The following is a 25,907-nucleotide window of genomic DNA, read 5'->3' as shown; positions in this document are numbered from 1 at the left end:
TTCCGCAGCGGACGGTGAGGAGGACGGTCCATGGCGGGTTCTGGCACAGAGGGTGGAGGCGGTAAAAATCTGACCGTGCTGCTGGCATGTCTCGCCTTTGTCGGTGCGGCGGTCGGCATGAGCTTTGCGGCCGTGCCGTTTTACCGGATGTTCTGTCAGGTCACCGGCTATAATGGCACCACCCAGCGGGCCGAGCAGGCCCCGAGCGTGGTGCTCGACCGGCAGATGCGCGTCACCTTCGATGCCAATGTCGCCCCGGGTCTGGACTGGAGCTTCAAATCCGATCAGGTCTCCGTCTCACCCAGGATCGGTGCGCCGACCGAAGTGCATTTCAGCGTGACCAATCATGCATCCGTGCCGACGCGCGGTCAGGCTGTCTTCAACGTCACGCCGCTTGATGCGGCAGTCTATTTCAACAAGATCGAATGTTTCTGCTTTACCGAGACGGATCTGAAACCGGGCGAAACGCGGGACATGCCGGTGGTCTTCTATATCGATCCGGAGATTGCAAAACAGGACGAGACGAAGAATATCGGCACATTGACGCTCTCCTACACGTTTTATCCGAAGGAGGGGCCGCAAAAACCGGTGGCGCAATTGCCGCAAGGCAGGGGTGATGCGTCGAAACTGTGAGACGACATGCAGGAGAGAGCTCCTGATATCATGGGCTTTGAGGAGAAGGGGATGATCAGACATGGCTGAAGCGCATCGCAAGAACCACGATTATCACATTATCGATCCCAGTCCCTGGCCGATCACGGCGGCCATCGGCGCTTTCGTCATCACCTTTGGCGGCGTCGGCTATATGCGCTATCTGCATGGCGGCTCCTTCAAGATGTTCGGACTGGAACTGGCCCAGCCCTGGCTGTTCTTCATGGGGCTGGCGATCATTCTTTTCACCATGGTCGGCTGGTGGGCCGACACGATCAAGGAAGCGCATGAGGGTGCGCATACGCGGGTGGTGTCGCTGCATCTGCGCTATGGCATGATCATGTTCATTGCCTCGGAGGTGATGTTCTTCGTTGCCTGGTTCTGGGCGTTTTTCGACGCCAGCCTGTTTTCTCATGAGGCGATCCAGGCCTCACGCTTTGCCTTCACCGGCGGGCAATGGCCGCCCAAGGGCGTGGAAGTGCTCGATCCCTGGCATCTGCCGCTCTACAACACGGTGACGCTGCTGTTATCCGGCACCTGCGTCACCTGGGCGCATCACTCCCTGCTGCATAATGACCGCAAGGGGCTGATCCAGGGCCTGTCGCTGACGGTGCTGCTCGGCGTGCTGTTCACCTGCGTGCAGGCCTATGAATATATGCATGCCCCCTTCGAGTTCAAAAACTCGATCTATGGTGCGACCTTCTTCATGGCCACCGGCTTTCACGGTTTCCACGTTATCGTCGGCACGATTTTCCTGCTGGTCTGCCTGTTTCGGGCGCTGGCGGGCGATTTCACCCCGAAACAGCATTTCGGCTTTGAGGCTGCCGCCTGGTATTGGCATTTCGTCGATGTGGTCTGGCTCTTCCTGTTTTTCGCCATCTACATCTGGGGTGGCTGGGGTGCACCGCTGGCTCATGGGTGAAATCATCCGAAACCTCTGAGCGCCTGAAACCAGAGTGGAGGGAGGACCGCCATGCATGGTCATGCTGATGATTATCCGCCGGTGCCGCCGATGACGGCGGCGCTGTCTGCCGCCTGTCCGCGCTGCGGCCATGGCAGGCTGTTTAACGGGCTGACCAAGCTGAAACCGGCCTGTTCCGTCTGCGGCTTCGATTATACATCCATGGACCCCGGTGACGGTGCCGCGATCTTTGTCATTCTGATCGCCGATTTTCTCGTTGTCGGGTTGGCGCTCTATACGGAGGTGACCTATGCGCCGGGCCTGTGGGTGCATTTTTTCATCTTCGGTCCTCTGGCGGTGGTGCTGTCACTCTGGCTGCTCAGAACCATCAAGGCGCTGCTGATTGCGCTGCAATTCAAGCACAATGCCCATCAGGGCATGATTGATCGGACGTGACCCGGATGCGCACGGTCCGTCAGGTGCTGTCGGGGTTTCTGCTGCTGTCGGTTCTGGCCGTGCTTGTCGGTCTTGGAACCTGGCAGTTGCAGCGGCTTGCCTGGAAAGAGGGCCTGTTGGCCGAGATTGAAAGCCGCCGGCATGAGCCGCCGCTGACGGTTGAGGCGGTCGCCAGAATGGTGACGGAACGAAAGCCGGTTGATTATCGGGCAATGACGGCGACCGGTACGTTTCAGCACGACAAGGAGCGGCGGTTTCTCGCCACCTATGACGGCAGGCCGGGCTTTTACATCTATACGCCGCTGACACTGGCCGACGGTTATATTCTCTTCGTCAATCGCGGTTTTGTGCCGGATGAGCGCAAGGACCCCTTTTCCCGCCATGAAGGACAGGTTGCAGGATCGGTAACGATCCACGGGCTGGCGCGGGAAAAGCTCGGTGGCAAACCCTCCGCGCTGGTACCGGACAATGATCCGGCCCGCAATATCTTCTACTGGAAAGATCTGGATACGATGGCCGCCAGCGTCGGTCTCGATCAGGCGAAAATCCTGCCGTTTTTCCTCGATGCAGGGCCGGAGCCTGTGCCGGGCGGTCTGCCGATCGGCGGGGTGACGCAGATCGATCTGCCCAACAACCATCTGCAATATGCGCTGACCTGGTATGGTCTGGCGCTGGCGCTTCTGGTTGTCTGCCTGCTCTCCTGGCTCAGGCGCAGACGGTTGCGGGGTCTGTGATCGCCTGTTCTTGCGGTCGCAAGGGCAAAAAGCTTTCACCTTACAGCGCCGTGCGCCATATATGGCGCACAAAGGACGCTGTAAAACTTTTAATCTGCTGCATAATTCCTTAAACCGATTCCGGTTTAAGGAATTATGCAGCAGTATGACAGCGGCTAAGAGAGGGTGTTTTGGCACTTTCCCGCCAAATCTGCGAAGGATGACGAGGTCGAGCGTGACGGACAAATCTCCCCTGACAATCAGGCTGTGCGGCCCGCGTGGTTTTTGCGCCGGTGTTGATCGGGCAATCCAGATCGTGGTGCTGGCGCTGAAAGGCTATGGCGCGCCGGTCTATGTCCGCCATGAGATCGTGCATAACCGCTATGTCGTCGAAGGGCTGGAGGCCAAGGGCGCGGTTTTCGTCGAGGAGCTGAATGAAATCCCGGCAGAGCATCGTCAGCAGCCGGTGGTGTTTTCCGCCCATGGCGTGCCGAAATCGGTGCCGCAGGATGCTGAGGCGCGCAATCTTTTCTATCTCGACGCCACCTGTCCGCTGGTGTCGAAAGTGCATAAACAGGCCATGCGCCATCAACGGCTCGGTCGCCATGTGGTGCTGATCGGCCATGCCGGTCATCCGGAAGTCATTGGCACCATGGGGCAATTGCCGGAAGGGGCGGTCTCGCTGATCGAAACGGTAGAGGATGCCGAGCGCTATCAGCCGCAGGACGCGGACCAACTCGGCTATGTCACCCAGACGACGCTGTCGGTCGATGATACGGCTGGCGTGATTGCCAGATTGCAGGAGCGCTTTCCCAATCTGAAAGCGCCTGCTGCCGACAGCATCTGCTATGCCACCACCAACCGGCAGGAAGCCGTCAAGCAGGCCGCACCCGGCTGCGACCTCTTCGTTACCGTCGGCGCGCCGAATTCGTCCAATTCACGGCGCCTTGTCGAGGTGGCGCTGAAGGCGGGGGCAAAACGCTCGATCCTGGTACAGCGGGCAAGCGAGCTGAACTGGGACGATATCGGCGATATTCGCACCCTTGGCCTCTCTGCTGGCGCTTCTGCCCCGGAAGTGGTGGTCAATGAAATCATCGAAGCCTTCAAATCCCGCTTTGCCGCGACGATCGAACTGGCCGAATTCACCGTCGAAAACGAAAATTTCCTCGTCAATCGCGAACTGCGTGAGATCGAGCTGACAAGCGAGGATATGGCCTTCGTCAACGGTTGAAGGTTATTTCCCGATCCCTGGCGTCTTCAGACTGTCGAAAACCGAGGGCGCGTTCGGGTCCGGCTTCGGCTCGTCCTGAAGGAAGGACGGAAGCGGGCCATCGGCATCGACTGAGCCGTAAGCACCCTGATCCTGCATGGCTGGCGGTTCGTCCGCTCCAGGAACCGCCGTGTCAGCGGAAAGGTCGGGATGCACCTTGATTGGCAGCGGCACGTAAAGCGACACGGTGACGATGACGGCAATCACCACCAGCCAGCTGCCGAGAATGCGGGCGGGAATGACAAGCCACGGCCCCCTGAAGCAGCGCAGCAGAAAAGCCGGTGTCAGCATGATCCAGAGTGCGGAAAGCACCGAGGCCATGGCGAAGGAGGGGATGCCGACGCCGAAATCGTCGAGCCCGATAAACAGCGAAAAGGAAAAGGCGACGATGGCTGCCGCCACCATCACGCCATAGCGGCGAAACCGCCCCGGCAGCCACAGGCTGATACCGGTGGCGATCACCGCTGTCGGGGCAATCAGATAGAGCACCTTGCCCAGCGCGCTGTCGCGGATCACCACGAAAATCGGGTCGAAAAACAGCAGCATCGGCAGGAGAATGGCCACAAAGACGGCCACCACCAGGGCAAAATACCGGTGTGTCTCCATCATCGCGCAGGCGATGCCAAGGCCGATCATCGCCAGCACCAGATCGTAGACCGAAAAGGTGAAGAGCGCGCCAAGCTCGGTAAAGCCATAATCATGCGGGATGAGCTGTGACACCGCCAGCAGGAAGAAACCGAAACCGGCAAGAAGCGCAGAGGCCTTGAACCGGTCCTTGCGCATCACCTGCCGGATCTCGCTCCAGCGGGTTTTCTCAGCCTCCTCGCGCTGGCGAAGGCGACGGCGGTTCATGCGCGGCGCATCCGGCGGGCTGCCTTTTTGCCGCCGTTTGCGGGAAGGTTTCTGGCCTGAGGGCGGCGATGATTGTGGCGCGCTGTTGTCCTTCATGCCTGCCGATCTACCAAGCGTGGTTTCCATTGGCCAGCCAAAACTGTCACAAATTCAGCTTTTGCCGGTTTCGCGCCGTTGCAAAATGCTGGCCTGCGCCGCAGAAAGCCGGGCAATCGGCACACGGAAGGGCGAGCACGAGACATAGTCCAGCCCGACATCCTCGCAGAAATGGATCGAGGCCGGGTCGCCGCCATGCTCGCCGCAAATACCGAGCTTCATCTCGGGCCGGGTCTGGCGTCCCCGCTCGGCGGCAATGCGGATCAGCTCGCCCACACCGTCGAAATCCAGCGAAATGAACGGATCACGCTCAATGATGCCCTTGCGCTGATAGGTGGGGATGAAGGCTGCCGCATCGTCGCGGGAGATGCCGAAGGTGGTCTGGGTCAGGTCGTTGGTGCCGAAGGAGAAGAATTCCGCCGCCTCGGCAATCACATGGGCGCGCAGTGCTGCGCGCGGCAGTTCGATCATCGTGCCGACCAGATAGGTGATGGTAAGCCCTGCTTCACGCATCACAGCACTCGCCACCTTTTCGATACAGGCTTTGACATAATCAAGCTCGGAGCGCAGGCCAACCAGCGGCACCATGATTTCCGGCTCCACTGGCGCGCCGGTCTCGCGGGCTGCGGCCACGGCTGCCTCGAAAATCGCCCGTGCCTGCATTTCGGCAATCTCGGGATAGGAGATTGCCAGACGGCAGCCGCGATGGCCGAGCATCGGGTTGAATTCGTGCAGCGCCTCGACCCGCTGGCTGAGCTGGCGCGGAAGAAGTCCCATGGCCGCGGCGACATCGGCGATTTCTTCTTCCGTCTTCGGCAGAAATTCATGCAGGGGCGGGTCGAGCAGGCGGATGGTCACCGGCTGACCATGCATGATGGTGAAAAGCTCGGTAAAATCAGAGCGCTGCATCGGCAGCAGCCGGTCGAGCGCGGCGCGGCGGCCTGCTTCGTCCTCGGCAAGAATCATTTCGCGCATCACATGAATGCGCTCGCCTTCGAAAAACATGTGTTCCGTGCGGCAAAGGCCGATGCCCTCGGCCCCAAAGGCGCGGGCGGCGCGCGCATCGGCAGGCGTGTCGGCATTGGTGCGCACGGTCATGCGCCGCGCCTTGTCTGCCCAGTCCATCAGCCGGGCGAAATCGCCGGAAAGCTCAGGCTGCACCATCGGCACGGCCCCTTTCAGTGCCTGGCCGGATGAGCCGTCAATGGTGATGAGATCACCCTTTTTCAGCTTGACACCGAGGCCGAGCAGCAGGCCATTGCGCTGATCGACGCGCATATTGCCGGCTCCTGTGACACAGGGAATGCCCATGCCGCGCGCCACCACTGCCGCATGGCTGGTCATGCCGCCGCGGGTGGTGAGAATGCCTTCGGCGGCATTCATGCCGTGAATGTCTTCGGGGCTGGTTTCCATCCGCACCAGGATGACCTTGCGGCCTTCCTGTTCGGCGGCCATCGCCTCTTCCGAGGTGAAGACGATTTCCCCCGTTGCCGCCCCCGGCGAGGCCGGAAGGCCGGAGCCGATCACCTGACGGGCAACCCGCGGATCGATGGTTGGATGCAAAAGCTGGTCGAGCGAGGCGGGCTCAATGCGGGAAACGGCCTCTTCCTCGGCAATCAACCCTTCATCGACCATGTCCACGGCAATTTTTAGCGCCGCTCGCGTGCTTCGCTTGCCGGCGCGGGTTTGCAGCATCCACAAGGCACCGCGCTCAATGGTGAATTCCACATCCTGCATGTCGCAATAATGTGCTTCCAGCCGGTCGCAGATTGCCGTCAGTTCGGCAAAGGCCTCCGGCATCAGCTTTTCCAGCGAGGGCCTGTCATGGCCCTGTTCAATGCGGGCTTTCTCCGTCAGCGCCTGCGGCGTGCGAATGCCCGCCACCACATCCTCGCCCTGGGCATTGACGAGAAATTCGCCATAAAGCGTCTTTTCGCCGGTGGAGGGGTTGCGGGTGAAGGCGACGCCGGTGGCCGAACCCGACCCGAGATTGCCAAACACCATAGCCTGAATATTGACAGCCGTGCCCCAATGACCGGGAATATTGTGCAATTGCCGATAGGTGACGGCGCGCGCGCTCATCCAGCTGGAAAAGACCGCGCCAACAGCACCGGCAAGCTGCACCATCGGGTCCTGCGGAAAAGGCTCACCTAGCTCTTCCTCGATCAGTGCCTTGTAAAGCCGGATCACCTCCTGCCATTCGCTGGCGGAAAGATCGGTGTCGTTTTCATGGCCGAAACGCGCCTTGGCGTCGTCCAGAATGTCCTCGAAGATGGCGTGGTCCAGCCCCAGAACCACATCGCCATACATCTGGATGAAACGGCGATAGCTGTCGAAGGCAAAGCGGGCGTCTTCGGCGCTATGGCCCAGCCCTTGCACCGTCTGGTCGTTGAGACCGAGATTGAGCACCGTATCCATCATGCCGGGCATGGAAGACCGCGCGCCTGACCGCACCGACAGAAGAAGCGGATTGGCCGCATCGCCGAAGCGTTTGCCGGTTTCAGCCTCGATGGTGGCAATTCCTGCCAGGATTTCGTCGCGCAGACCCTCGGGCAGAGCGTTGTTCTTGAGAAAATAAACGCAAGCGTCACTGACAACCGTCAGTCCTGGCGGCACCGGAAGACCGATCGCGGCCATCTCTGCCAGATTGGCGCCTTTCCCCCCCAGCCGCGTCACATCTCTGGCGCTGCCTTCAGCCTTGCCGGAGCCGAAGGTATAGACCCATTTTTCCATGGTTATAGGCTTCCCTCTCCACCCTTTTCCCCCTCCGTCCAGAATATCGAAAGGGCATCGATATCCTTTATCCTCACAGCGGCCTCAGCCGATTTTGGCTGTAAAACCAATGAAGATGGGCAGGATAGTCCATCCACAAAGCTTTTGAAACATCTCTTCGGTTACTATATGCCGCATTGCAGCATAAATGCGGCAAAACCGCTTCATTCCGACGTCTCAGCTGTTCCGCACGGGCAGGACAGCGGTTGACAAGCCCGGATAAACATGTCGATTTGCGACGCGGTTGCGACATTGTTTCGTCCCATTGTCTCAGGATGCGCCCGATGGATCGTGGCAAACCTCTCAAGGCTTTGTGATAAAATCTTAACCTGTCGGTAACCACCTCTATCGCTGAATGCGATAAACAGGCCATGGAAATCGATTTTCACGGCTCTTTTTCCCACGACGGATGATGAAACGGATCAGGCTTTGCCTGTGTTTCAAGGCTTTCGTCGTCGATCAACCAGACTGCGCCTGTCCGACATCGGCAGATGCCGGTGCAGGACCGATCTATGAGGACCACGTTCAAGGAGTTTGCCAACCATGATGACGCTTCAAACCGTTGCATTGATGCTTGCCATAATCGGACTTTCGGCATCAGTCGCCACGGCGGCCCCAAGGATGATCAAGCAATTCGACCATTGGGGCCTGTTTTCCTACAAGGATGGCGGCAAGACCGTTTGCTATGTCCTGTCGGTTCCGGTGAAGGAGAACCCGGTCGGGGTCGATCATGGCAAGAATTTCTTTCTGATTGCGCCGAAACGCACCGGCCATGGCGCTTTTTATCCACAGGCGATCATGGGCTATAATCTGAAGCCCGGTTCGACCATCGGTCTGGCCATCGATAACGACAACAGTTTCGAGATGATGCCGAAGAAGAATATCGGCTGGACCCGCGTGGAAAGTCAGGATGCTCAGGTGGTTTCCGCCATGAAGCACGGCCACAAGATGACTGTGACGGCAGTTTCGGCGCGCGGCACCCACACCTCCTACAGCTATTCGCTGAGCGGTGTATCGGCGGCGTTGAAACAGGCGGCATCCTGCCGATGAGGAAGGCGGCGACCCATGGGGAATGCCGGTAAACCCTCAGCGGATGACGAGGAGGATGGCGTGCTGCAGGCGGCAGCCAGACCCGGCCTGTCACGCCGTTGCCTGTTGACGGGTCTTATGGCCGTCGCCATGGCCTCTGCTGCGCAAGCGTCGATGGATCGCAAGGCAGGCCGGGTGACGGGCCTGCCCCTGCCACGCTTCGTCTCGCTCAAATCCGATAAGGCCAGGATGCGGGCCGGACCGTCCTTCGACTATCCCATTCGCTGGGTTTATGAGGCGAAGGGGTTGCCGGTGGAAATTCTGGAAGAATACGGCAACTGGCGTCAGGTGCGTGATTGCGATGGTGTCAGCGGCTGGATGAATTCTGCGCTGCTCAGTGGCAAGCGCACCGGTCTTGCCGCGCCCTGGCGCACGGTTTCGGGCGAGATGATCGATATGCACGCCGCCCCCGGCCCCTTGTCGCAAGTGATGGCGAAGTTACAGCCGCGCGTGCGTCTCAATGTGCATGATTGCGATGGACATTGGTGTGAAGTGTCCGTCCAGAATGGCGGACCGTCCGGCTATATCCGCCAGAGTCTTGTCTGGGGCGTCTATCCTGCCGAAATCATCGGCGAGAAAGACCCCTTCTGAACGGACCTCTTCTGATGATCGTCCCCCGGCAGTTTTCTGCCGGGGCAAGGCATGTCCTGCGGCATCACGCGTTTTATCAAACACATGATGCTGTAAAGCCCTAAATTTACTGCATAATTTTACCCTAAACTCGATTCCGGTTTAAGGAATGATGCAGGATGCCGGTTCAGCTCTTGGCAGCAGCGGTTGCCACCCTTGAGCGTCCCTGCTTTGGTTGGCCGGAGATCCGCGCCATCAGGACCAGCGTGGCAATGCCGCCGATGAGCGCCACCGGCACGATGGCCATCAGAACTTCAGAGGGGCTGCGACCGGAAGCGACCAGACCGCCGCCCAGAAGCGGACCGACAACGGAGCCGATCCGCCCGGCGGCAACGGCAAGACCGACACCGGTGCCGCGCACATCCGTCGTGTAGCATTGCGGCGCAATGCCGTAGAGCAGGGCTTGCGCCGCCATGATGCTGACACCAACCATGGCGCCGGCCAGCGTGTTGATGGCCATGCTGGCGGGCGCAAGCCCCATCAGGATCAGCGAGCCGACCAGAAGCGCAAAGCAGATCGCGCCGTTCAGCACCTTGCGGTCGGAATCGAGCGACCATCCGGCCAGAAGGCTGCCGCAGGCCCCCGCCACGTTGAAGACCAGCTGGATCACGCCCGCCTGTTCACGCCCCAGGCCGCGGGTGACGAGAAGCGTCGGCAGCCAGTTGAGCAGCAGATAAAGAACCAGAATGCTGAAGAAGAAGCCAATCCACAGCAAAAGCGTACGGGCAATGGCGGTTTGCGAGAAAAGCTGTTTCCACGCCCCGGTGCTGGCCTCTTTCTCTGCCTTGTCAATTGTCAATGGCGGCAGCAGCGCCAGAAGCGGCCCCACCAGCAGCACCGGCATGATGCCGCCGGCAATGAAGATCGAACGCCAGTCGTCATGCAGGCCCGCCATGGCGATCACGCTGGCAACGCCGCCACCGAGCGGCACACCGGCATACATCAGTGACACCGCCCATCCGCGTCGTTCCGGCTTTGCTGCTTCAGCGGCAATGCTGACCAGATTGGGCAGCGCACCGCCCAGCCCAAGGCCGGTGAGAAAGCGCAGCACGACCAGTGATTCGATCGAACCGGCCGCCGCTGTCGCCATCGAGAAAATCCCGAAAACGATCAGCGACAGCGCCAGTCCAAGACGCCGTCCGAAACGGTCGGAGACGAAGCCGCCAAAGATCGCCCCGAAAATCAGGCCGAAGGTGGCGGAAGAGAAAAACAGACCCATCTCTGCAGGGGTCAGCTTGAAATAGGGGGCAAGCTTGGGCGCGGCGACACCTGCCGCCTGCAGATCGAAGCCCTCGATCATCGCCGCCAGAAAAATGAGCAGAAATATCCGGGATGCCCCGGTTTTTGCAGCAGAACCTTGCATGACGCAACCTCCCTCTTACGTGCATCGCTACAGTATTCAATTTTAAATGCATTTGACTGCTTGAGCTCGCCCCTCGCGCGTATCGCGAAAGCAGCCCTTTTCGCAGAATCACCCTTTAACAATCGATGATATCGATGCGGCCTTGCCTCTCCTCCGGCCCATCAGATCTCCACCCATAAAGTATGCTGAGCATACGAATGAAATTGCCGGAACGCAAGATGGCAGCCGTCGGGCTGGCGAAAAAGGCCTGTCCCGGGAAGGATTGACAGCAAAAGGCCGCAGCCGTCCTGTCTGACGGATGCGGCCAATATCGGTTGCACTCCTGCAGAATGTCTTAAATCCGTTGAGATTTAAGTTGAAAATTATGCAGCAGATTTAAAGTCTTACAGTATCGTATCCGTGTTTGATAAACCGCACGATGCTGTATCGCTTGTCGCGGGCTTATTTTTTCCGGCGCTTTTCAACGTGTTTGGCCGGTGCCGGGCCGTCATCGAAACCGACATAGACCTGGGTTGTCGGGGCCGGATTGGCTGGAATGGTTACATCCTTGGTAAACAGGAACTGGGTCGGCTGATCGGCGCTGGGGAGTGTGGCGCTGAAGGGCACGAGCTCGGAGGCAATCACCTGATCGCCATTGACCACGGCAACCCGGATCGGCATGGACAGGGTTCCGGCATGGCCCATGGGGCCTGCAATCAGACGACCCTGCGCCTGAACCTTGATGGTCATGCTGGTCGGCGATTGCGTGCAGGCGCGGGTGGTGTTGGCAAGCGTTGCCTGGAAGACGACATCGGCGTCGCTCTTGCTGCCGGGCTTTGAATAGGTGCGGTAAAAGGCGGTGCCGTCGCGCAGCGACACCTGCGGGCACACGCCCTGGATCACGGCGCCTTCCGGAGCCGGTGCTGCCGCTGCCGTCGCTGTTCCTGCGGCAGGAGAGGTTGGGCTGGGTGTCGATTGTGCCGAACCGGAGCCGCCAAAGGTGCTGCATCCGGCAAGTAGGGCGATAAGCGAGAATGCGGTCACGCTGCGGGCAACTGTCTTAACCACCGGATTACACCTCCTGCATGTCATCTTGGCAATGGCTTGTCATTGAGAGCTATTCATTTCGAGAAATCCGAAAAGGCTTTCAATCAAGCCTTTTCATATCTGCTGGCGATGGTCTATACCAGCCACGCGGCAAAAAATCGATGATGGCGCATGGCTCTCGCGGAATTTTTATGAAAATTCAAGCTTTTCTCCGCCGGTTTGCGGAGCGCGTGACAAGGCTGCCTCAGACGATATCGGGCCGCGATGACAGTTTCGCCCGGCGAAGCGGTGTTTCATGGCGAAACAGCGCCGATCATGCGGGCTCCCCGGAGGTGTTTCGGGTGAGGGCAAGTGAAGGGCGATCCGGGACAATTTACGACAGGGCAGGCCGCCTGTGAGGCCTGCCTTCTGCGATCAGGGATGAACGAATGGACTATCTTTCCACACGCGGCGAGGCTCCTGCTCTCGGTTTCAGCGATGCGCTTCTGGCGGGGCTTGCCCGCGATGGTGGGCTTTATCTGCCGCGCGAATGGCCGAAAATGACAAAGCGCGAGATCAAGGCTTTGCGCGGCAAGACCTATCAGGAGGTGGCCTTTGCCGTTCTCAAGCCTTTTGTCGGCGGCGAGATCGAGGATCAGGCGCTGAAAACCATGATCGAAGATGCTTATGCCACCTTCCGCCATCCGGCGGTGGCGCCTTTGGTGCAGACCGGTCCCAATGCCTATATCCTCGAACTGTTTCACGGCACGACGCTCGCCTTCAAGGATGTCGCCATGCAATTGCTCGGGCGGCTGATGAACCATGTGCTGACGGTGCGCGGCGCCCGCGCCACCATCGTCGGGGCGACCTCCGGCGACACCGGCGGTGCGGCGATCGACGCCTTTGCCGGCCTCTCCAATGTCGATGTCTTCATTCTTTTTCCCCATGGCAAGGTCTCGCCGGTGCAGCAGCGGCAGATGACCACCTCGGCCTCTCAGAATGTCCATGCGCTGGCCATCGAAGGCAATTTCGACGATTGCCAGAGCCTGGTGAAGGCGATGTTCAATGACGGCGCCTTCCGCGACCGGGTGAAGCTTTCCGGCGTCAATTCGATCAACTGGGCCCGGATCATGGCGCAGGTGGTCTATTATTTCACCGCCGCGCTCTCGCTCGGTGCGCCGGACAGGAAGGTCTCCTTCACCGTGCCGACCGGCAATTTCGGCGATATTTTTGCCGGTTACGTCGCCCGTGAAATGGGGCTTCCCATCGACCGGCTGGTGATTGCCACCAATGACAACGACATTCTCGCCCGCACGCTGAAAACCGGGCGCTACGAGATGCGCGGCGTCCAGGCGACGACCTCGCCGTCGATGGATATCCAGATTTCGTCGAATTTCGAGCGGCTGCTGTTTGAGGCCTCGGGCCGTGATGCCGGTGAAATCCGCGCTGAGATGGACAGTCTCAAACAGTCGGGCGCCTTCGAGATCAAGCCGGAAACGCTGAAGGCCATCCGCCGTGTCTTCCGCGCCGGGCGCGCCACACAAAAGGATGTGGCCAAAACCATTGCCACAACCCTTGCCGAGACCGGTTATCTTCTCGATCCGCACACCGCCTGTGGCGTCTTCGTTGCGCAAAAGCATGAGAAGCCGCAAAGTCCGATGGTGACGCTGGCCACCGCCCATCCGGCGAAATTCCCCGCGGCGGTAAAATCGGCCTCGGCTATTGACCCGGCGCTTCCAACGTGGCTTGCTGGACTGATGGACAGGGAGGAGCGTTTCGATATCCTTTCGGCGGAGCTGAAGACGGTTGAGAATTTCATTCTTGCCCGTGCCAGGGCCGCTGAATAACCGCCACCGGATCGAAAGCGCAGCAGTAGAGAATTGCGGAAAGAGTGGACATGACTGTTGAGTGCACCCGGCTTGCTTCGGGATTGACTGTTGTAACCGAAACCATGCCGCATCTGGAAAGTGTTGCGCTTGGTGTGTGGGTAAAGTCCGGTTCGCGCGATGAGACGGGCGACGAGCACGGCATCGCCCATCTTCTCGAACACATGGCCTTCAAGGGCACGAAACGGCGCAGCGCCCGCCAGATCGCCGAGGAAATCGAAAATGTCGGCGGTGAGCTCAATGCCGCCACCTCCACCGAAACCACCTCCTATTATGCGCGGGTGCTGAAGGAGAATGTGCCGCTGGCCGTCGACATGCTGGCCGATATTCTGACCGAATCGGTTTTTGATGACGAAGAATTGATCCGGGAAAAACATGTGATCCTGCAGGAGATCGGTGCATCCGTCGATACACCCGACGATGTGGTCTTCGACCGTTTCGCTGAGACGGCCTTCCGCAACCAGACGCTTGGTCGCAGCATTCTCGGCACGCCTGAAACGGTGGAAAGCTTTTCCAGCGACCAGATCCGTGCCTATATGGCGCGCAATTACACCACCGAGCGCATGTTCGTCGTGGCGGCGGGCGCCGTCGATCACGATGCTTTCGTTCGCGAGGTCGAAACCCGCTTTGCCGGTCTGGCACGAGGGGCCGCCACCGTCGCGCCGTCCGTTGCCCCGGCGATCTATACCGGCGGTGATGCCCGCGAAAGCCGCGATCTGATGGACACGCAGCTCCTCATCGGGTTCGAGGGCCGCGCCTATCATATGCGCGACTTCTACTGTTCGCAGATTCTCGCCAATATTCTTGGCGGCGGCATGTCTTCGCGGCTCTTCCAGGAAGTGCGCGAGTTCCGCGGGCTGTGCTATTCGGTCTATGCCTTCCATTGGGGCTTTTCCGATACCGGAATATTCGGCATTCATGCGGCAACCGGCGGCGACAATCTGCCGGAACTGGTGCCGGTTCTGTTGCAGGAACTGCACAAGGCCTCCGAACATATCGAGACCCAGGAAATCGACCGCTCGCGGGCGCAGATCCGTGCGCAGCTTTTGATGGGGCAGGAAAGCCCGGCAGCACGGGCCGGACAGATTGCAAGGCAGATGATGCTTTACGGTCGGCCGATCTCTAACGGCGAACTGATGGAGCGGCTGGAAGGCATCACCATCGACAGGCTCACCGATCTGGCCGGACGCCTCTTCTTTACCGGCAAGCCGACGGTGTCGGCCATCGGGCCGGTCGAGCGGCTGGCTTCGCTGGAAGAGATCGTTGCAGGGCTTGGCCAATCGGGCAAAAAGTCATTGAGGGCGGCGAGCTGAGAGACAGAATGATAGGCAATTCTGCCATGAACGGGTGAGGCCTGGCCTTTCATCCTGCGGCAGGACAGAACAGACAGAACGGCGCAAAAGTTGATCTGACGCGCCGTCCACTGTCGGGGCAGGCGGTCGCGGCCGCTGCAAGAGGGGCAGGGAAAAAAATGACGCGATCGGTGTTTCGGTTTCTGTCGCGGCAGCCGGAAAGGCCACACCTGCGTGACGGTGTTCACCTGTTGCGTCTGCCGCGCAACAGCGACTATCAGCAATGGTACAGGCTGAGGTCGCAAAGCCGGGCGTTTCTCCAGCCCTGGGAGCCGCTCTGGCGCACTGACGAACTGACGGAATCGTCCTTCCGCGCCCGGGTTCTGCGCAATACCCAGGAATATGAATGCGGCCTGGCCGTACCGTTTTTTCTCTTCGACGAAAAAAACGATCAACTGATGGGTGGTCTGACCATCGGTCTCATCCGCCGCGGCGTTTCCCAGGCCTGCATGATCGGTTACTGGATGGGGGAGGTTTTCGCCGGCAAGGGTCATATGTTTGCCGCACTTCAAATGGCTATACCTTACATCTTCAGGGAACTGGAATTGCATCGCATCGAAGCGGCCTGTATTCCCGACAACGACAAGAGTGTGCGCCTGCTGGAACGGGCCGGATTTCAACGGGAGGGTCTTTTGCGCGCCTATCTGAACATCAACGGAGCCTGGCGGGACCATGCGCTCTACGCCCTGATTTCGGATAGGACGGAGCTTACCCGAAAGCATTTTTACGCATGATGGTTTTTTTCTTCGTTTTATCGATTGTTTGCCTGTGTCTGGCCGTTTTTTTCCGGCGTTTTCTTGCTGTGGCGATTGCCGGGCTTCTGCTCTTTGCCGCAGCGGCACCGGCGCTGGCCGTTGAGCCGGTGAAGATCACCAAGGACGACACCGCGCTCGATCTGACGGCGACCACGGAAATCTATCACAATCAGGGCGATGCCTTTCAGGTTTCCACGGCCGCCGGTCCCGACGGTATCCGCCGCCGCATCGAGGTGCGCGCCACATCGAAGACGCATGAGGGTGACTGGGCGGTGTTCGCGCTGGCCAATGTCACCGACGAACAGCTCGAACGGGTGATTGTCGCGCCGCATTACCGGCTGGTCAATTCCGGCGTCTTCTGGCCGGATCTCGGCTCTGAACGTATTGTGGCGATCACGCCGAGCGAAGGCTTTGCGCTTGACAAACTGCCGAGTGACGATGCCGATGTCTTCCGCCTGACGCTCAATCCCGGCGCCGTCGTTACCTTCGTGGCGGAACTCTCCTCGCCGAAACTGCCGCAGCTTTATCTGTGGGAGCCGAATGCCTACAAGGACACGCTGAATTCCTTCACCCTCTATCACGGCATCGTTCTTGGCATTTCCGGCCTGCTGGCGGTGTTTCTCACCATTTTGTTCGTCGTGCGCGGCACCTCCATGCTGCCGGCGGCGGCAGCCCTTGCCTGGTCGGTTCTTGCCTTTGTCTGTGTCGATTTCGGCTTTCTCGGCAAGCTGATCACCATCACCGCCATGAGCGAACAGGTCTGGCGGGCCTCGGCGGAGGTGGCGCTTGCCTCCAGCCTGGTGATTTTCCTCTTCGCCTATCTCAATCTCAACCGCTGGCATGTGCATCTGGGCTATGCCACCTTTGCCTGGGTCGTCGGCCTGGTGCTGCTCTTCGGCGTGGCGGTCTATGAACCGGAAATCGCCGCCGGCATTGCCCGCATTTCGCTGGCGCTGACGGCGGTGGCGGGCATTGCCCTGATCGTCTATCTCGGTATCAATCGTTATGACCGCGCTATTCTTCTGGTGCCGACCTGGACGCTGATCGTCGCCTGGGTGATTGCCGGATGGCTGACGGTGACGGGCAGGCTGTCGAACGACATCATCCAGCCGGCCGATGCCGGGGCGCTTGTGCTGATCGTGCTGTTGATTGGCTTCACGGTCATGCAGCATGCCTTTTCCGGCACGGGCTATCATCAAGGCCTGTTTTCCGATCTGGAGCGGCAGTCGCTGGCGCTGACGGGGGCGGGCGATACGGTGTGGGACTGGGATGTGGCGCGCGACCGGGTGGTGACCATTCCCGACATATCCATGCGTCTCGGCCTGTCGCAGGGGGCGCTGAACGGGGCGGTGCGCAACTGGCTGCCCAATCTGCATCCAGATGACCGCGACCGCTTCCGCACGACGCTCGATGTGCTTCTCGAACACAAGCGGGGCCGGATCAATCATGAATTCCGCCTGCGTGCCGATGACGGTCATTTCCACTGGCTGCATATCCGCGCCCGTCCGGTTCTGGGCGCCAATGGCGAGATCATCCGCTGCGTCGGCACGGTTGCCGATGTCACCGAGCAGAAAAATACCGTGGACCGGCTGCTGCTTGACGCCATCAACGACAATCTCACCGGCCTGCCGAACCGTGAGGTGTTTCTCGACCGATTGCAGATGCTGCTGACGCTGGCCGGTGGCAGCGACACTGTGCGTCCGACGGTGATGATCATCGATTTCGACCGCTATGGCGAGGTCAATGACCGCTTCGGCATCGCCGCCGGAGACAATATCCTGATTGCTTTGACCCGGCGTTTGCGCCGTCTGATGAAGCCGCAGGATACGCTGGCGCGGCTGGCCGGAGACCAGTTCGGCCTCATTCTTGCCGCCGAGCGCGACCCGGCGCGTGTTGCCGATTTTGCCGATGCGATCAGCAAGGCGATCAAGGTGCCGATCACCTTTGCCAATCAGGAGATCAACCTGACAGCCTCGATCGGTCTGGCAAGTTTTGTCGACCAACAGGAAAGTGCAGCCAGCCTGTTTGCGGATGCGGAACTGGCCATGGTGCGGGCCAAAAGGGGCGGCGGCGACCGGGTGGAACCCTTCCGTCCAGCCTTCCGTGGTGTGGTTCTCGACAAGCTGCAACTGGAAACCGATCTGCAAAAGGCCATCGAGCGCGGCGAACTGACCATGGCTTATCAGCCCGTCATCGGGCTGGAGGCGGGTGAACTTGCCGGTTTCGAGGCTCTGATGCGTTGGGATCATCCCAAGCGTGGGAATGTGCCCCCTTCGGAATTCATTCCGCTGGCCGAAAACAGCGATCTGATCACGCCACTCGGCATGTTTGCTCTGGAGCGCACGATCAGCGATCTGGCCGAATGGGAGACATTGGCGGGCAAGCTGCCGATCTTCGTCTCCGTCAATCTGTCCAGCGCGCAATTGCTCAATAACGGGCTTTACAACGACATCCGCACGCTGTTGACCCGGATGAACTGCGATCCGCGCCGCCTCAAGCTGGAACTGACCGAAACGGTGGTGGTGAAAAATCCTGAACAGGCGCGTCTGGTGCTGACCAGGCTCAAGGAGCTCGGTCTCAGCCTGGCACTCGACGATTTCGGCTCCGGCTATTCCTCACTTACCTATCTGACCCGCTTCCCCTTCGATACGCTGAAGCTCGATCGCAGCCTGGTGACCGAGCAGAGCGAACGGCGCGATATCGTCCTGCGGTCGGTGATCGCCATGGCGGGCGAGATGGGCATGGATGTCGTGGCCGAAGGCATCGCCACCGATGAGGATGCCGCTATGCTGCGGGCCATGGGCTGCCGCTACGGCCAGAGCTATCTCTATGGCGCAGCCATAGGCCCGGATGCGGTGTCACGTCTGTTGAAAGAACAGACTCAGCGGGCAAGACGGGTGTGAGCGCAGACGGTTGAGCCGTTTCACACAATCGGCAATCGCTCAAAGATCGGTGATACCGAAGAGGTCGGCAAAAACGCTTCGGCCATGCGGTGTGACGCTCAGACTGCGCGATGAAGCGCGTCTGAGCAAGAGCCCCTGATCGAGCGCATGACGCATCAGGGCTGCACCCGCCCGTCCGGCAAGATGCGGGCGTCTTTCGCTCCAGTCGAGACAGGCGCGGCATAAAGGCCGGCGGCTGGCTGTATCATCTGCCTGCCCCTTTGGGTCCAGGCCGAAACAGGTGAAAAATCCATGGCCTGAGGGTGTCAATGTGAAAGCGCCGTCATGGGCCTCAAGATGCCCCATGCTGATCAGACGATCGGCAATCGCCACGCCAAGCGTACCGGCTATATGGTCATAACAGGAGCGGGCGGCGCGGAGCGCACGGTCTTTCGGCCCCACCGGGCGCAGCCGTACCGGCCCGGTTGCCGCCAGCGCCATCATGGTTTCCATGGTCTCGGCCACTTCGGCTGAGGCTATGCGATAATATCGATGGCGTCCCTGTTTTTCTACGGCCAGCAGGCCACCTTCGACCATTTTGGCCAGATGGCCGCTTGCCGTCTGCGCCGTCACCCCCGCCGTGTCCGCCAGTTCTCCTGCCGTCAGTGCCTGACCCGCCATCAGCGCCAGCAGAATATGGGCCCGCGCCGGATCGCCGATCAGCGCGCCAATTTCCGCCACTCTGTTTCCTGAAGCGATCTGGGTCATGGCTGCACAATAGGCTGGCCTGAGATGGGTGTCACGAGGCAAGATTTCGCTCTTCGCCGAAGCATCGCGGCGGTGAAAGCTGGTTTAACCGGGGCGATGTCATGGTTTGGAGACTGAAACAATGCGTGTTCATAGACCTGTTTTACCCGAATTGGGTTTTTTGCTGCTTCTCGCCACCTTGTGGGGCGGCGCTTATACGTTCATCCGTCTGGGGGTCGAGACCATTCCGCCGATCACCCTGATTGCAGCGCGCACCTTGCTTGCCGGATGTATCCTGCTGGGGATATTGCGCATCCGAAAGGTGGACATGCCGCGCGATCGGCAAAGCTGGCTCAATTTTTTCATTCAGGCCTGCCTGAACAGCGCCGTGCCCTTCACCTTGATCGCCTGGGCCGAACAGCATGTGGATGCGGGGCTGGCTGTTATTCTCAATGCCATGACCCCGATCTTCGCTTTCATCATGACCGCTCTGGTGACACGGCATGAAGGGGTAAGCTTCGGCAAGCTGACCGGCATCCTTTCCGGCATGGCGGGAACATGTCTGATTGTCGGAACCTCGGCCTTTGCCGGTGCCGGGCATGATCTGACCGGCGAACTGGCCGTGGTATTCGCCTCTGTCGCCTATGCGGCGGCAGCGATATTCGGCCAGCGTTTCCGCACATATGACGCCATGGTACCGGCGGCGGGCTCAATGCTGTGCGCCAGCGCCATGCTCATTCCCCTCAGCCTCATCGTCGATCATCCATGGCAACTCCATCCGTCCCTGATGTCGATGATGGCGCTGGTCTTCCTCTCTGTTTTCTCGACGGCGGGCGCCTTCGTCATCTATTTCCGCCTGATGCGGACATTGGGAACGGTTGGCACAACGGCGCAGGGCTTCGTTCGGGTGCCGATCGGGGTGGCCATCTCCATGGCGTTCCTCGGCGAACGGCCGAGTGCTGTGGCCTGGGTGGGGCTGGTGTTCATTCTGCCCGGTGTTCTGGCCATGACGCTGCCCGCCAGCCTGTGGCAGGACAAAAAAGCCTTGTTGCGCAGGAAAGCGCGGCTTCAGGCGTGACCGGCCTCGCTGGAGAGCATGGCGGCGCTGATTCCGATCAGCGCCAGCGCCCGGTCATATTTGCAGTCCAGTGCCCGGTCGAAAATCAGATCCTCGTTTGGCGGGCAATTCAGCCAGCCGTTCTGGGCGATTTCCGCCTCCAACTGGCCGGGTCCCCAGCCGGCATAGCCGAGCAGCATGGTGGCTCTCGACGGGCCGCGCCCGTCGGAGATGGCGCGAACGATGTCGAGCGTGGCGGTGAGCGAGATGTCGTCGCTGACGGGAATGCTGCTTTCGCTCAGATAATCATCGGAATGCAACACGAAGCCGCGGCCGCTTTCCACCGGCCCCCCGGTCTGGATCGGGAAATTGCGCGCCTGTTCCGGCAACATGATCGCCTCGTTCTGATCGATCATGTTGAGATGCAGAAGGATATCGGCGAATTTCACCGATTGCGGCCGGTTGATGATGAAACCCATGGCGCCAGCCTCGGTATGGGCGCAGACATAGATCACGGTGCGGATGAAATTGGCGTCCTTCATGCCGGGCATGGCAATCAGGAACTGGCCGTCGAGCAGGCCGCGTTCACGATCGGACTTCAGGGACGAAAATGCCATGCTGCCTCCGGTGTGTTATGGATCGCTCATCGCCACGTTCTGGGGGACACTCGATCATCGGGTTCAACAGTTTAGTTCGGTTTAGAGCATTGTCCTGAGAAAAGTGCATAGCGGTTTTCCGTCCGGAAATGCGTAAAAACAGAGAGTGAGAGCATCGGGTAAAAAGGTGTCACCTGCTTTTCGGTCATCCCGGCTGTCTGGAAAAGCAGAACCAACCCATCCCGCTTTCTCATCAACGTGTCATGCCGTTTCGGGTTACGCGCCCATGCGCAAAGCCGTGCCTGACCGTATCCCCGCCATTCGCTCTAAAACACGTTGCGTTTCATTGCGGACAATGAAACGCGACATGCTTTCGAAAACGCAGAAACCACGCTGTCATAAGCTGAATTGGATGCGCGGTCTGCATGCCAATTTGGATAGGATGAAGCATCGCGCCCGATCAATCAACCGAAAATGATCGGCATAGGACAAGCATCTGTAGCGACAGGCGGCGCTTTCGGGCTATGGTTTGTGCCATGATAGTGTCGCTGTTTCTGTTCTGTCTTCGCTGCGTGGTTCTTGCCGGGCTTATGATTGCGGCATCCCTCGCATCGGCCTTTGCCGCCTCATCCGATTGGGTGGTCAGCGAGGGGGGCCGGATGCGGCTGATCCTGCTTGCGCCTGCAGCCGATGGCAGCCGTGAGGCCGGGCTTCAGATCGTGCCCAATCCGGGCTGGTTCACCTATTGGCGCGAACCGGGCGATGCGGGAATTCCACCGCAGATCAGCCCGCAGCCGGGGTCGGCCATAAAGCTGTCTCAGCTCGCTTTTCCCGTGCCGGAGCAAAAGCAGATCGGAACGGTGCGTGATATTGGCTATGCCCATCCGGTGACGTTTCTGTTCACCATCACGCCTGACGGAAGGCAACAGGCGAAAGCCTTTGCCGTTAACGCCTTTATCGGCCTTTGCCACAATATCTGCATTCCGTTTCAGGCCAGCCTGTCGATCGATGCGCTCGCAGCGACGAGCGCAACCTCTGAAGAGGCGATGCTGATTGCGGCGGCCAAGGCGCGTGAACCGGAGCAGCCGACAGCCGATTTCCATGTTGCAGACTTTCATCTGGCCAAAGATCAGAGCCGTCTCGATCTCGATCTTGTGCTGCCGAATGGGTCGGCAACCGCACCAAACCTGTTTTTGACCGGGCCGGAAGGCGTTTTGTTCACCGATTACCGGGTGGTGAAGCGTGACGGAAACCACATGTCGGTCAACATTGTGCTGACAAGGCTTTCCCCTGGTGAAAAGCTGTCGGGTCAGGTCTGGCGTCTTCTTGTGGATGCCGCCAATGGCCGCGCCATGGAAGCGCCTCTTGCCTTCGCCAATACCGGCTCTATAGTCCCCTGACCCAAAGAGAGCGTGTCAGAGGACAGCTCCATGTTTATCGGAACACGCCCCATTGAAGAGGAGAGACGAGATGACGATTGCTGTCGGCGAAAGCCTTCCCAAGGCGGTTTTCAAGGAAAAGACGGCGAATGGCCCGGTCGAGATCGGCACAGAGGCGCTGTTCAAGGGCAAGAAAGTGGTGGTGTTTGCCGTTCCCGGTGCCTTCACCCCGACCTGCACGCTCAATCATCTGCCCGGTTATCTGGAGCACCGCGAGGCGCTTCTGGCCAAGGGCGTGGACGATATAGCCGTCATCTCCGTCAATGACTGGCATGTCATGGGCGCCTGGGCCCAGCAGAGCGGCGGCATGGACAAGATCCACTTCCTCGCCGACTGGGACGCCAGCTTCACCAAGGCGCTCGGTCTTGACATGGACCTCTCTGCCGGCGGTCTTGGCGTGCGCTCCAAGCGTTATTCCATGCTGGTTGAAGATGGCGTGGTGAAAAGCCTCGACATCGAGGAAAATCCGGGTCAGGCGACCGTGTCTTCCGCCGAAGCCATGCTGGAACGGCTGTAAAATCCTTGTCCATCTTGCTCGGATAGGCTGGAATCGATGCCGGTTGACGGCATTATCCAGTGTTTTTTGGAGGATGGCGCGGAACATATGTTCCGCGCTTTTTCATGTGCAGCAGCGGATTTTGTCCCTTGCAAGATGGAGGTAATATAGTTACAAGGCAGATGTAACGTTATTACATTCAGGACTGTGTCTGCCGTGCCCGATAAAATCCGTTCCTCCTTCAGCCTGCTTGCCGCCTCGGCGCTGTCGCGTCTGCTTCTGGCGCTGGTTTTCATTGGCTTTATCTGGCTGGCCATTCAATGGGCGGTGGCGGTGCAATGAGCGGCGGCATTACACTCGATAATCTGACGGTGGCCTATGATCGCCATCCGGCGGTGCATCATGTCAGCGGTACGCTGAAAGAGGGCAGTCTGACGGCCATTGCCGGACCGAACGGGGCTGGCAAATCGACGCTGATCAAGACGATCATGGGCGAGCTGCGCCCGGCCGAAGGCAGCGTCACCCACAATTTCTCCAGGAAGGATTTCGGCTACCTGCCGCAGGCTGCCGATATCAATCGCCGCTTTCCGATTTCGGTGATGGACACGGTGCTTCTGGGGGCCTGGAAGATGAGCGGCGCCTTTGGCCGCATTGGCAGGCAGATGCAGGCGAAGGCCGAGGAGGCACTGGCGACCGTAGGCCTTGAAGGCTTTGGCGCAAGGCCGATCTCGGCGCTCTCAGCAGGGCAGTTTCAGCGCGTGCTGTTTGCCCGGCTTTTGTTGCAGGATGCCAGGGTCATTCTGCTGGATGAGCCTTTCACCGCCATCGATGCCCGCACCACCAGCGATCTTATCCGCATCATCACCGGATGGCATGGCGAGGGCCGTACGGTTGTCGCGGTCCTGCATGATTTCGATCAGGTGCGCGCCTATTTTCCGCAAACCCTGCTGATTGCCCGCGAGCTGATCGGCTGGGGCCGCACCGAGGACACCCTGTCTGCCGCCAATCTGATGAAGGCGCGCGCCATGGCGGAAAAATGGGATGAAAAGGCAGGTGTGTGCATGCCGGATGCGAGGCCAGCGGCATGACGGCCTACGATCTTTTCATCGAACCCTTTGCCGATTTCGGTTTCATGCGCCGGGCGCTGGTTGCCTCTGTCTGCCTTGGTCTCGGCTCCGGACCCATCGGCGTGTTTCTGATGCTCAGGCGCATGAGCCTGGTGGGCGACGCCATGAGCCATGCGGTGCTGCCAGGGGCAGCCATTGGCTATCTGATTGCCGGGTCCCTGTCGCTGACGGCCATGGGGCTGGGTGGGCTGGTGGCGGGCCTGTCGGTGGCGCTCTTGTCCGGCTTCATCAGCCGCACCACGATCCTGCAGGAGGATGCCAGCTTTGCCAGCTTTTATCTGACCTCGCTGGCGCTCGGCGTGCTGATCGTCTCGCTCCGCGGCTCGAATATCGATCTCCTGCATGTGCTGTTCGGCACCATTCTTGCCATCGACAATCATGCTTTGACGCTGATCGGCTCGATTGCCACCTTTTCGATTCTGACGCTTGCGCTGATCTACCGGCCTTTGGTGGTGGAATGCCTCGATCCCGGGTTTTTAAGAGCCGTGGGCGGGCGCGGGCCGCTTTATCATTTTCTCTTTCTGCTGCTGGTGGTGCTCAATCTGGTCGCCTCCTTTCAGGCGCTTGGCACGCTGATGGCCGTGGGACTGATGATGTTGCCGGCGGCGATTGCCCAGCTCTGGTCGAAAAGCCTGCCTGGCATGATCGTGATCGCGGCACTTTCGGGCATTGGCGCCAGCTATCTCGGGCTGATCGCCTCCTATCAGTATTCACTGGCGTCGGGGCCGACCATCATCATCACGGCGGCCTTGTTCTACGCCTTGTCGCTGTTTCTTTCCCCCGCTGGTTATCTCAAGCGGCTTCTTCCTCAACCTCATCTGAAAGCATGACAACAGGACATCTCTGATGATGCGAAAACTTGCACTTACCTCCGCCCTGCCGCTGCTTCTGGTGCTCGGCATCGTACCGGCCCAGGCGGAAACCCTGAAGGTCGTTGCCTCCTTCACCGTGTTGGCCGATGTGGTCAAACAGGTTGGTGGTAACCATGTCGATGTCAAAAGCCTTGTCGGCCCGAACGGCGATCCCCATGAATTCGAGCCCTCGCCAAGCGACGCCAAGAATCTGAAGGAATCGCAGCTCACTTTCGTCTCCGGTGAGGGGCTGGAAGGCTGGATGGACCGGCTGATTTCGGCCTCCGGCTATAAGGGGCAGCCGGTCACCGTGTCCAAGGGCATCAAGACCCGCACCATGACCGATGACGGCAAGACGATCATCGATCCGCATGTCTGGAACAGCCCGGTCAATGTCAAGATCTGGGTCGGGAATATCGAAAAGGCGCTTATTGCCGCTGATCCGGCTGATGCCGCCGACTTCAAGGCCAATGCCAAGGCCTATGACAAGGTGCTGGACGGGCTGAACGCCTATGCGCATGAGCAGTTCGATCACATTCCGGCAGCCGACCGCAAAATCCTGACCAGCCATGACGCCTTCGGTTATTTCGGGCGTGAATATAACGTCAAGTTCCTGTCGCCCATCGGCTTTTCCACCGAAACCGAAGCCTCTGCCGCTGATGTTGCCAAGCTGATCAAGCAGATCAAGGCCGAGCACGTCAAAACCTACTTCTTTGAAAATTCGAACGATCCGCGTCTGGTCAAGCAGATCGCATCGGCCACGGATGCCCAGCCGGGCGGTGAGCTTTATGTCGAGGCGCTCTCCAAGGCCGACGGCCCGGCTCCGACCTATGAAAAAATGTTCCGTTATAACGTTGATGCCTTGGCCAAGGCGATGAAGAAATCAAGCTGATCACCCCATCATCAGCCTGATAGGCCGCC

At 59.6% G+C, this 25,907-nt stretch carries 25 protein-coding genes; 19 read left to right on the top strand and 6 right to left on the bottom strand.

Annotated elements, in window-relative coordinates:
• The first annotated feature begins 30 nt into the window (after window positions 1-30).
• From NAC44_RS19475 to ispH, 5 genes are all read left to right on the top strand, one after another.
• Complete coding sequence (locus NAC44_RS19475) at window positions 31-633, top strand: cytochrome c oxidase assembly protein (protein WP_250943230.1); 603 nt, start codon at window positions 31-33, stop codon at window positions 631-633.
• Window positions 634-694: 61 nt separating this feature from the next.
• Window positions 695-1,573 (top strand): cytochrome c oxidase subunit 3, encoded by an 879-nt coding sequence (locus tag NAC44_RS19470; RefSeq protein WP_250943229.1) that lies wholly within the window; start codon window positions 695-697, stop codon window positions 1,571-1,573.
• A 51-nt stretch (window positions 1,574-1,624) separates the two neighbouring features.
• Window positions 1,625-2,008, top strand: a complete 384-nt coding sequence (locus NAC44_RS19465) for a DUF983 domain-containing protein (RefSeq protein ID WP_250943228.1) — start codon at window positions 1,625-1,627, stop codon at window positions 2,006-2,008.
• 5 nt (window positions 2,009-2,013) lie between these two features.
• Window positions 2,014-2,742 (top strand): SURF1 family protein, encoded by a 729-nt coding sequence (locus NAC44_RS19460; RefSeq protein WP_250943298.1) that lies wholly within the window; start codon window positions 2,014-2,016, stop codon window positions 2,740-2,742.
• Between the two features lie 199 nt (window positions 2,743-2,941).
• Complete coding sequence (gene ispH, locus NAC44_RS19455; protein ID WP_250943227.1) at window positions 2,942-3,952, top strand: 4-hydroxy-3-methylbut-2-enyl diphosphate reductase; 1,011 nt, start codon at window positions 2,942-2,944, stop codon at window positions 3,950-3,952.
• A 3-nt stretch (window positions 3,953-3,955) separates the two neighbouring features.
• Here ispH and NAC44_RS19450 read toward each other — a convergent pair whose 3' ends face one another.
• Together NAC44_RS19450 and ppdK are read right to left on the bottom strand one after the other, a co-directional pair.
• On the bottom strand, window positions 3,956-4,939 hold the full coding sequence (locus tag NAC44_RS19450; RefSeq protein WP_250943226.1) for an MATE family efflux transporter: 984 nt from the start codon (window positions 4,937-4,939) through the stop codon (window positions 3,956-3,958).
• A gap of 54 nt (window positions 4,940-4,993) precedes the next feature.
• Entirely contained in the window at window positions 4,994-7,672 is a 2,679-nt protein-coding gene (gene ppdK, locus NAC44_RS19445; RefSeq protein WP_250943225.1) for a pyruvate, phosphate dikinase, read from the bottom strand.
• Window positions 7,673-8,257: 585 nt separating this feature from the next.
• On the opposite strand from ppdK, the gene NAC44_RS19440 reads away from it, so the two are divergent.
• Window positions 8,258-8,761, top strand: a complete 504-nt coding sequence (locus NAC44_RS19440; protein WP_250943297.1) for an invasion associated locus B family protein — start codon at window positions 8,258-8,260, stop codon at window positions 8,759-8,761.
• 15 nt (window positions 8,762-8,776) lie between these two features.
• Window positions 8,777-9,391, top strand: a complete 615-nt coding sequence (locus NAC44_RS19435; RefSeq protein WP_250943224.1) for an SH3 domain-containing protein — start codon at window positions 8,777-8,779, stop codon at window positions 9,389-9,391.
• 166 nt (window positions 9,392-9,557) lie between these two features.
• On the opposite strand, the gene mhpT is transcribed toward NAC44_RS19435, so the two are convergent.
• The gene (gene mhpT / locus NAC44_RS19430) at window positions 9,558-10,793 is read right to left on the bottom strand and encodes a 3-(3-hydroxy-phenyl)propionate transporter MhpT (protein ID WP_250943223.1); all 1,236 of its coding nucleotides are present in this window, start codon (window positions 10,791-10,793) and stop codon (window positions 9,558-9,560) included.
• Window positions 10,794-11,234: 441 nt separating this feature from the next.
• The gene (locus NAC44_RS19425; RefSeq protein ID WP_250943222.1) at window positions 11,235-11,840 is read right to left on the bottom strand and encodes a hypothetical protein; all 606 of its coding nucleotides are present in this window, start codon (window positions 11,838-11,840) and stop codon (window positions 11,235-11,237) included.
• 17 nt (window positions 11,841-11,857) lie between these two features.
• Here NAC44_RS19425 and NAC44_RS19420 point away from each other — a divergent pair, with 17 nt between their 5' ends.
• From NAC44_RS19420 to NAC44_RS19400, 5 genes are all read left to right on the top strand, one after another.
• Window positions 11,858-12,217 carry a hypothetical protein gene (locus NAC44_RS19420; RefSeq protein WP_250943221.1) on the top strand — a complete coding sequence of 120 codons (360 nt, stop codon included), beginning with the start codon at window positions 11,858-11,860 and terminating at the stop codon, window positions 12,215-12,217.
• A gap of 30 nt (window positions 12,218-12,247) precedes the next feature.
• Window positions 12,248-13,645, top strand: a complete 1,398-nt coding sequence (gene thrC / locus NAC44_RS19415; protein ID WP_250943220.1) for a threonine synthase — start codon at window positions 12,248-12,250, stop codon at window positions 13,643-13,645.
• 50 nt (window positions 13,646-13,695) lie between these two features.
• Complete coding sequence (locus NAC44_RS19410) at window positions 13,696-14,997, top strand: M16 family metallopeptidase (RefSeq protein ID WP_250943219.1); 1,302 nt, start codon at window positions 13,696-13,698, stop codon at window positions 14,995-14,997.
• Window positions 14,998-15,155: 158 nt separating this feature from the next.
• The gene (locus NAC44_RS19405; RefSeq protein ID WP_250943218.1) at window positions 15,156-15,770 is read left to right on the top strand and encodes a GNAT family N-acetyltransferase; all 615 of its coding nucleotides are present in this window, start codon (window positions 15,156-15,158) and stop codon (window positions 15,768-15,770) included.
• Complete coding sequence (locus tag NAC44_RS19400; RefSeq protein ID WP_420839994.1) at window positions 15,770-18,694, top strand: EAL domain-containing protein; 2,925 nt, start codon at window positions 15,770-15,772, stop codon at window positions 18,692-18,694. The genes NAC44_RS19405 and NAC44_RS19400 overlap by 1 nt, the downstream gene beginning before the upstream one ends.
• 39 nt (window positions 18,695-18,733) lie before the next feature.
• Here NAC44_RS19400 and NAC44_RS19395 read toward each other — a convergent pair whose 3' ends face one another.
• Window positions 18,734-19,441, bottom strand: coding sequence for an ArsR/SmtB family transcription factor (locus tag NAC44_RS19395; protein WP_250943216.1), 708 nt, complete (start codon window positions 19,439-19,441; stop codon window positions 18,734-18,736).
• A 121-nt stretch (window positions 19,442-19,562) separates the two neighbouring features.
• On the opposite strand from NAC44_RS19395, the gene NAC44_RS19390 reads away from it, so the two are divergent.
• Window positions 19,563-20,498: a DMT family transporter gene (locus NAC44_RS19390; protein WP_250943215.1), complete on the top strand. Its 936-nt coding sequence runs from the start codon at window positions 19,563-19,565 to the stop codon at window positions 20,496-20,498.
• On the opposite strand, the gene NAC44_RS19385 is transcribed toward NAC44_RS19390, so the two are convergent.
• Complete coding sequence (locus NAC44_RS19385; protein ID WP_250943214.1) at window positions 20,489-21,094, bottom strand: YqgE/AlgH family protein; 606 nt, start codon at window positions 21,092-21,094, stop codon at window positions 20,489-20,491. The genes NAC44_RS19390 and NAC44_RS19385 overlap by 10 nt on opposite strands.
• A gap of 515 nt (window positions 21,095-21,609) precedes the next feature.
• Between NAC44_RS19385 and NAC44_RS19380 the strand changes: the two genes are divergently transcribed.
• From NAC44_RS19380 to NAC44_RS19360, 6 genes are all read left to right on the top strand, one after another.
• Entirely contained in the window at window positions 21,610-22,473 is an 864-nt protein-coding gene (locus NAC44_RS19380; protein ID WP_250943213.1) for a protein-disulfide reductase DsbD domain-containing protein, read from the top strand.
• Between the two features lie 70 nt (window positions 22,474-22,543).
• Window positions 22,544-23,029, top strand: coding sequence for a peroxiredoxin (locus NAC44_RS19375; RefSeq protein ID WP_250943212.1), 486 nt, complete (start codon window positions 22,544-22,546; stop codon window positions 23,027-23,029).
• Between the two features lie 195 nt (window positions 23,030-23,224).
• Window positions 23,225-23,350, top strand: coding sequence for a hypothetical protein (locus tag NAC44_RS21280; protein WP_274706980.1), 126 nt, complete (start codon window positions 23,225-23,227; stop codon window positions 23,348-23,350).
• Window positions 23,347-24,096, top strand: coding sequence for a metal ABC transporter ATP-binding protein (locus tag NAC44_RS19370; protein WP_250943211.1), 750 nt, complete (start codon window positions 23,347-23,349; stop codon window positions 24,094-24,096). The genes NAC44_RS21280 and NAC44_RS19370 overlap by 4 nt, the downstream gene beginning before the upstream one ends.
• Window positions 24,093-24,965, top strand: coding sequence for a metal ABC transporter permease (locus NAC44_RS19365; protein WP_250943210.1), 873 nt, complete (start codon window positions 24,093-24,095; stop codon window positions 24,963-24,965). The genes NAC44_RS19370 and NAC44_RS19365 overlap by 4 nt, the downstream gene beginning before the upstream one ends.
• A gap of 16 nt (window positions 24,966-24,981) precedes the next feature.
• A complete protein-coding gene (locus NAC44_RS19360) occupies window positions 24,982-25,878 on the top strand; it encodes a metal ABC transporter solute-binding protein, Zn/Mn family (RefSeq protein ID WP_420839990.1) in 897 nt (298 codons plus the stop codon).
• Window positions 25,879-25,907 lie beyond the last annotated feature (29 nt).

Source organism: Allorhizobium sonneratiae (assembly GCF_023700755.1).
GTDB classification, from domain to species: domain Bacteria; phylum Pseudomonadota; class Alphaproteobacteria; order Rhizobiales; family Rhizobiaceae; genus Allorhizobium; species Allorhizobium sonneratiae.
The sequence above is the reverse complement of the archived record's forward strand: the minus strand, read 5'-3'. Positions and strand labels throughout refer to the sequence as shown.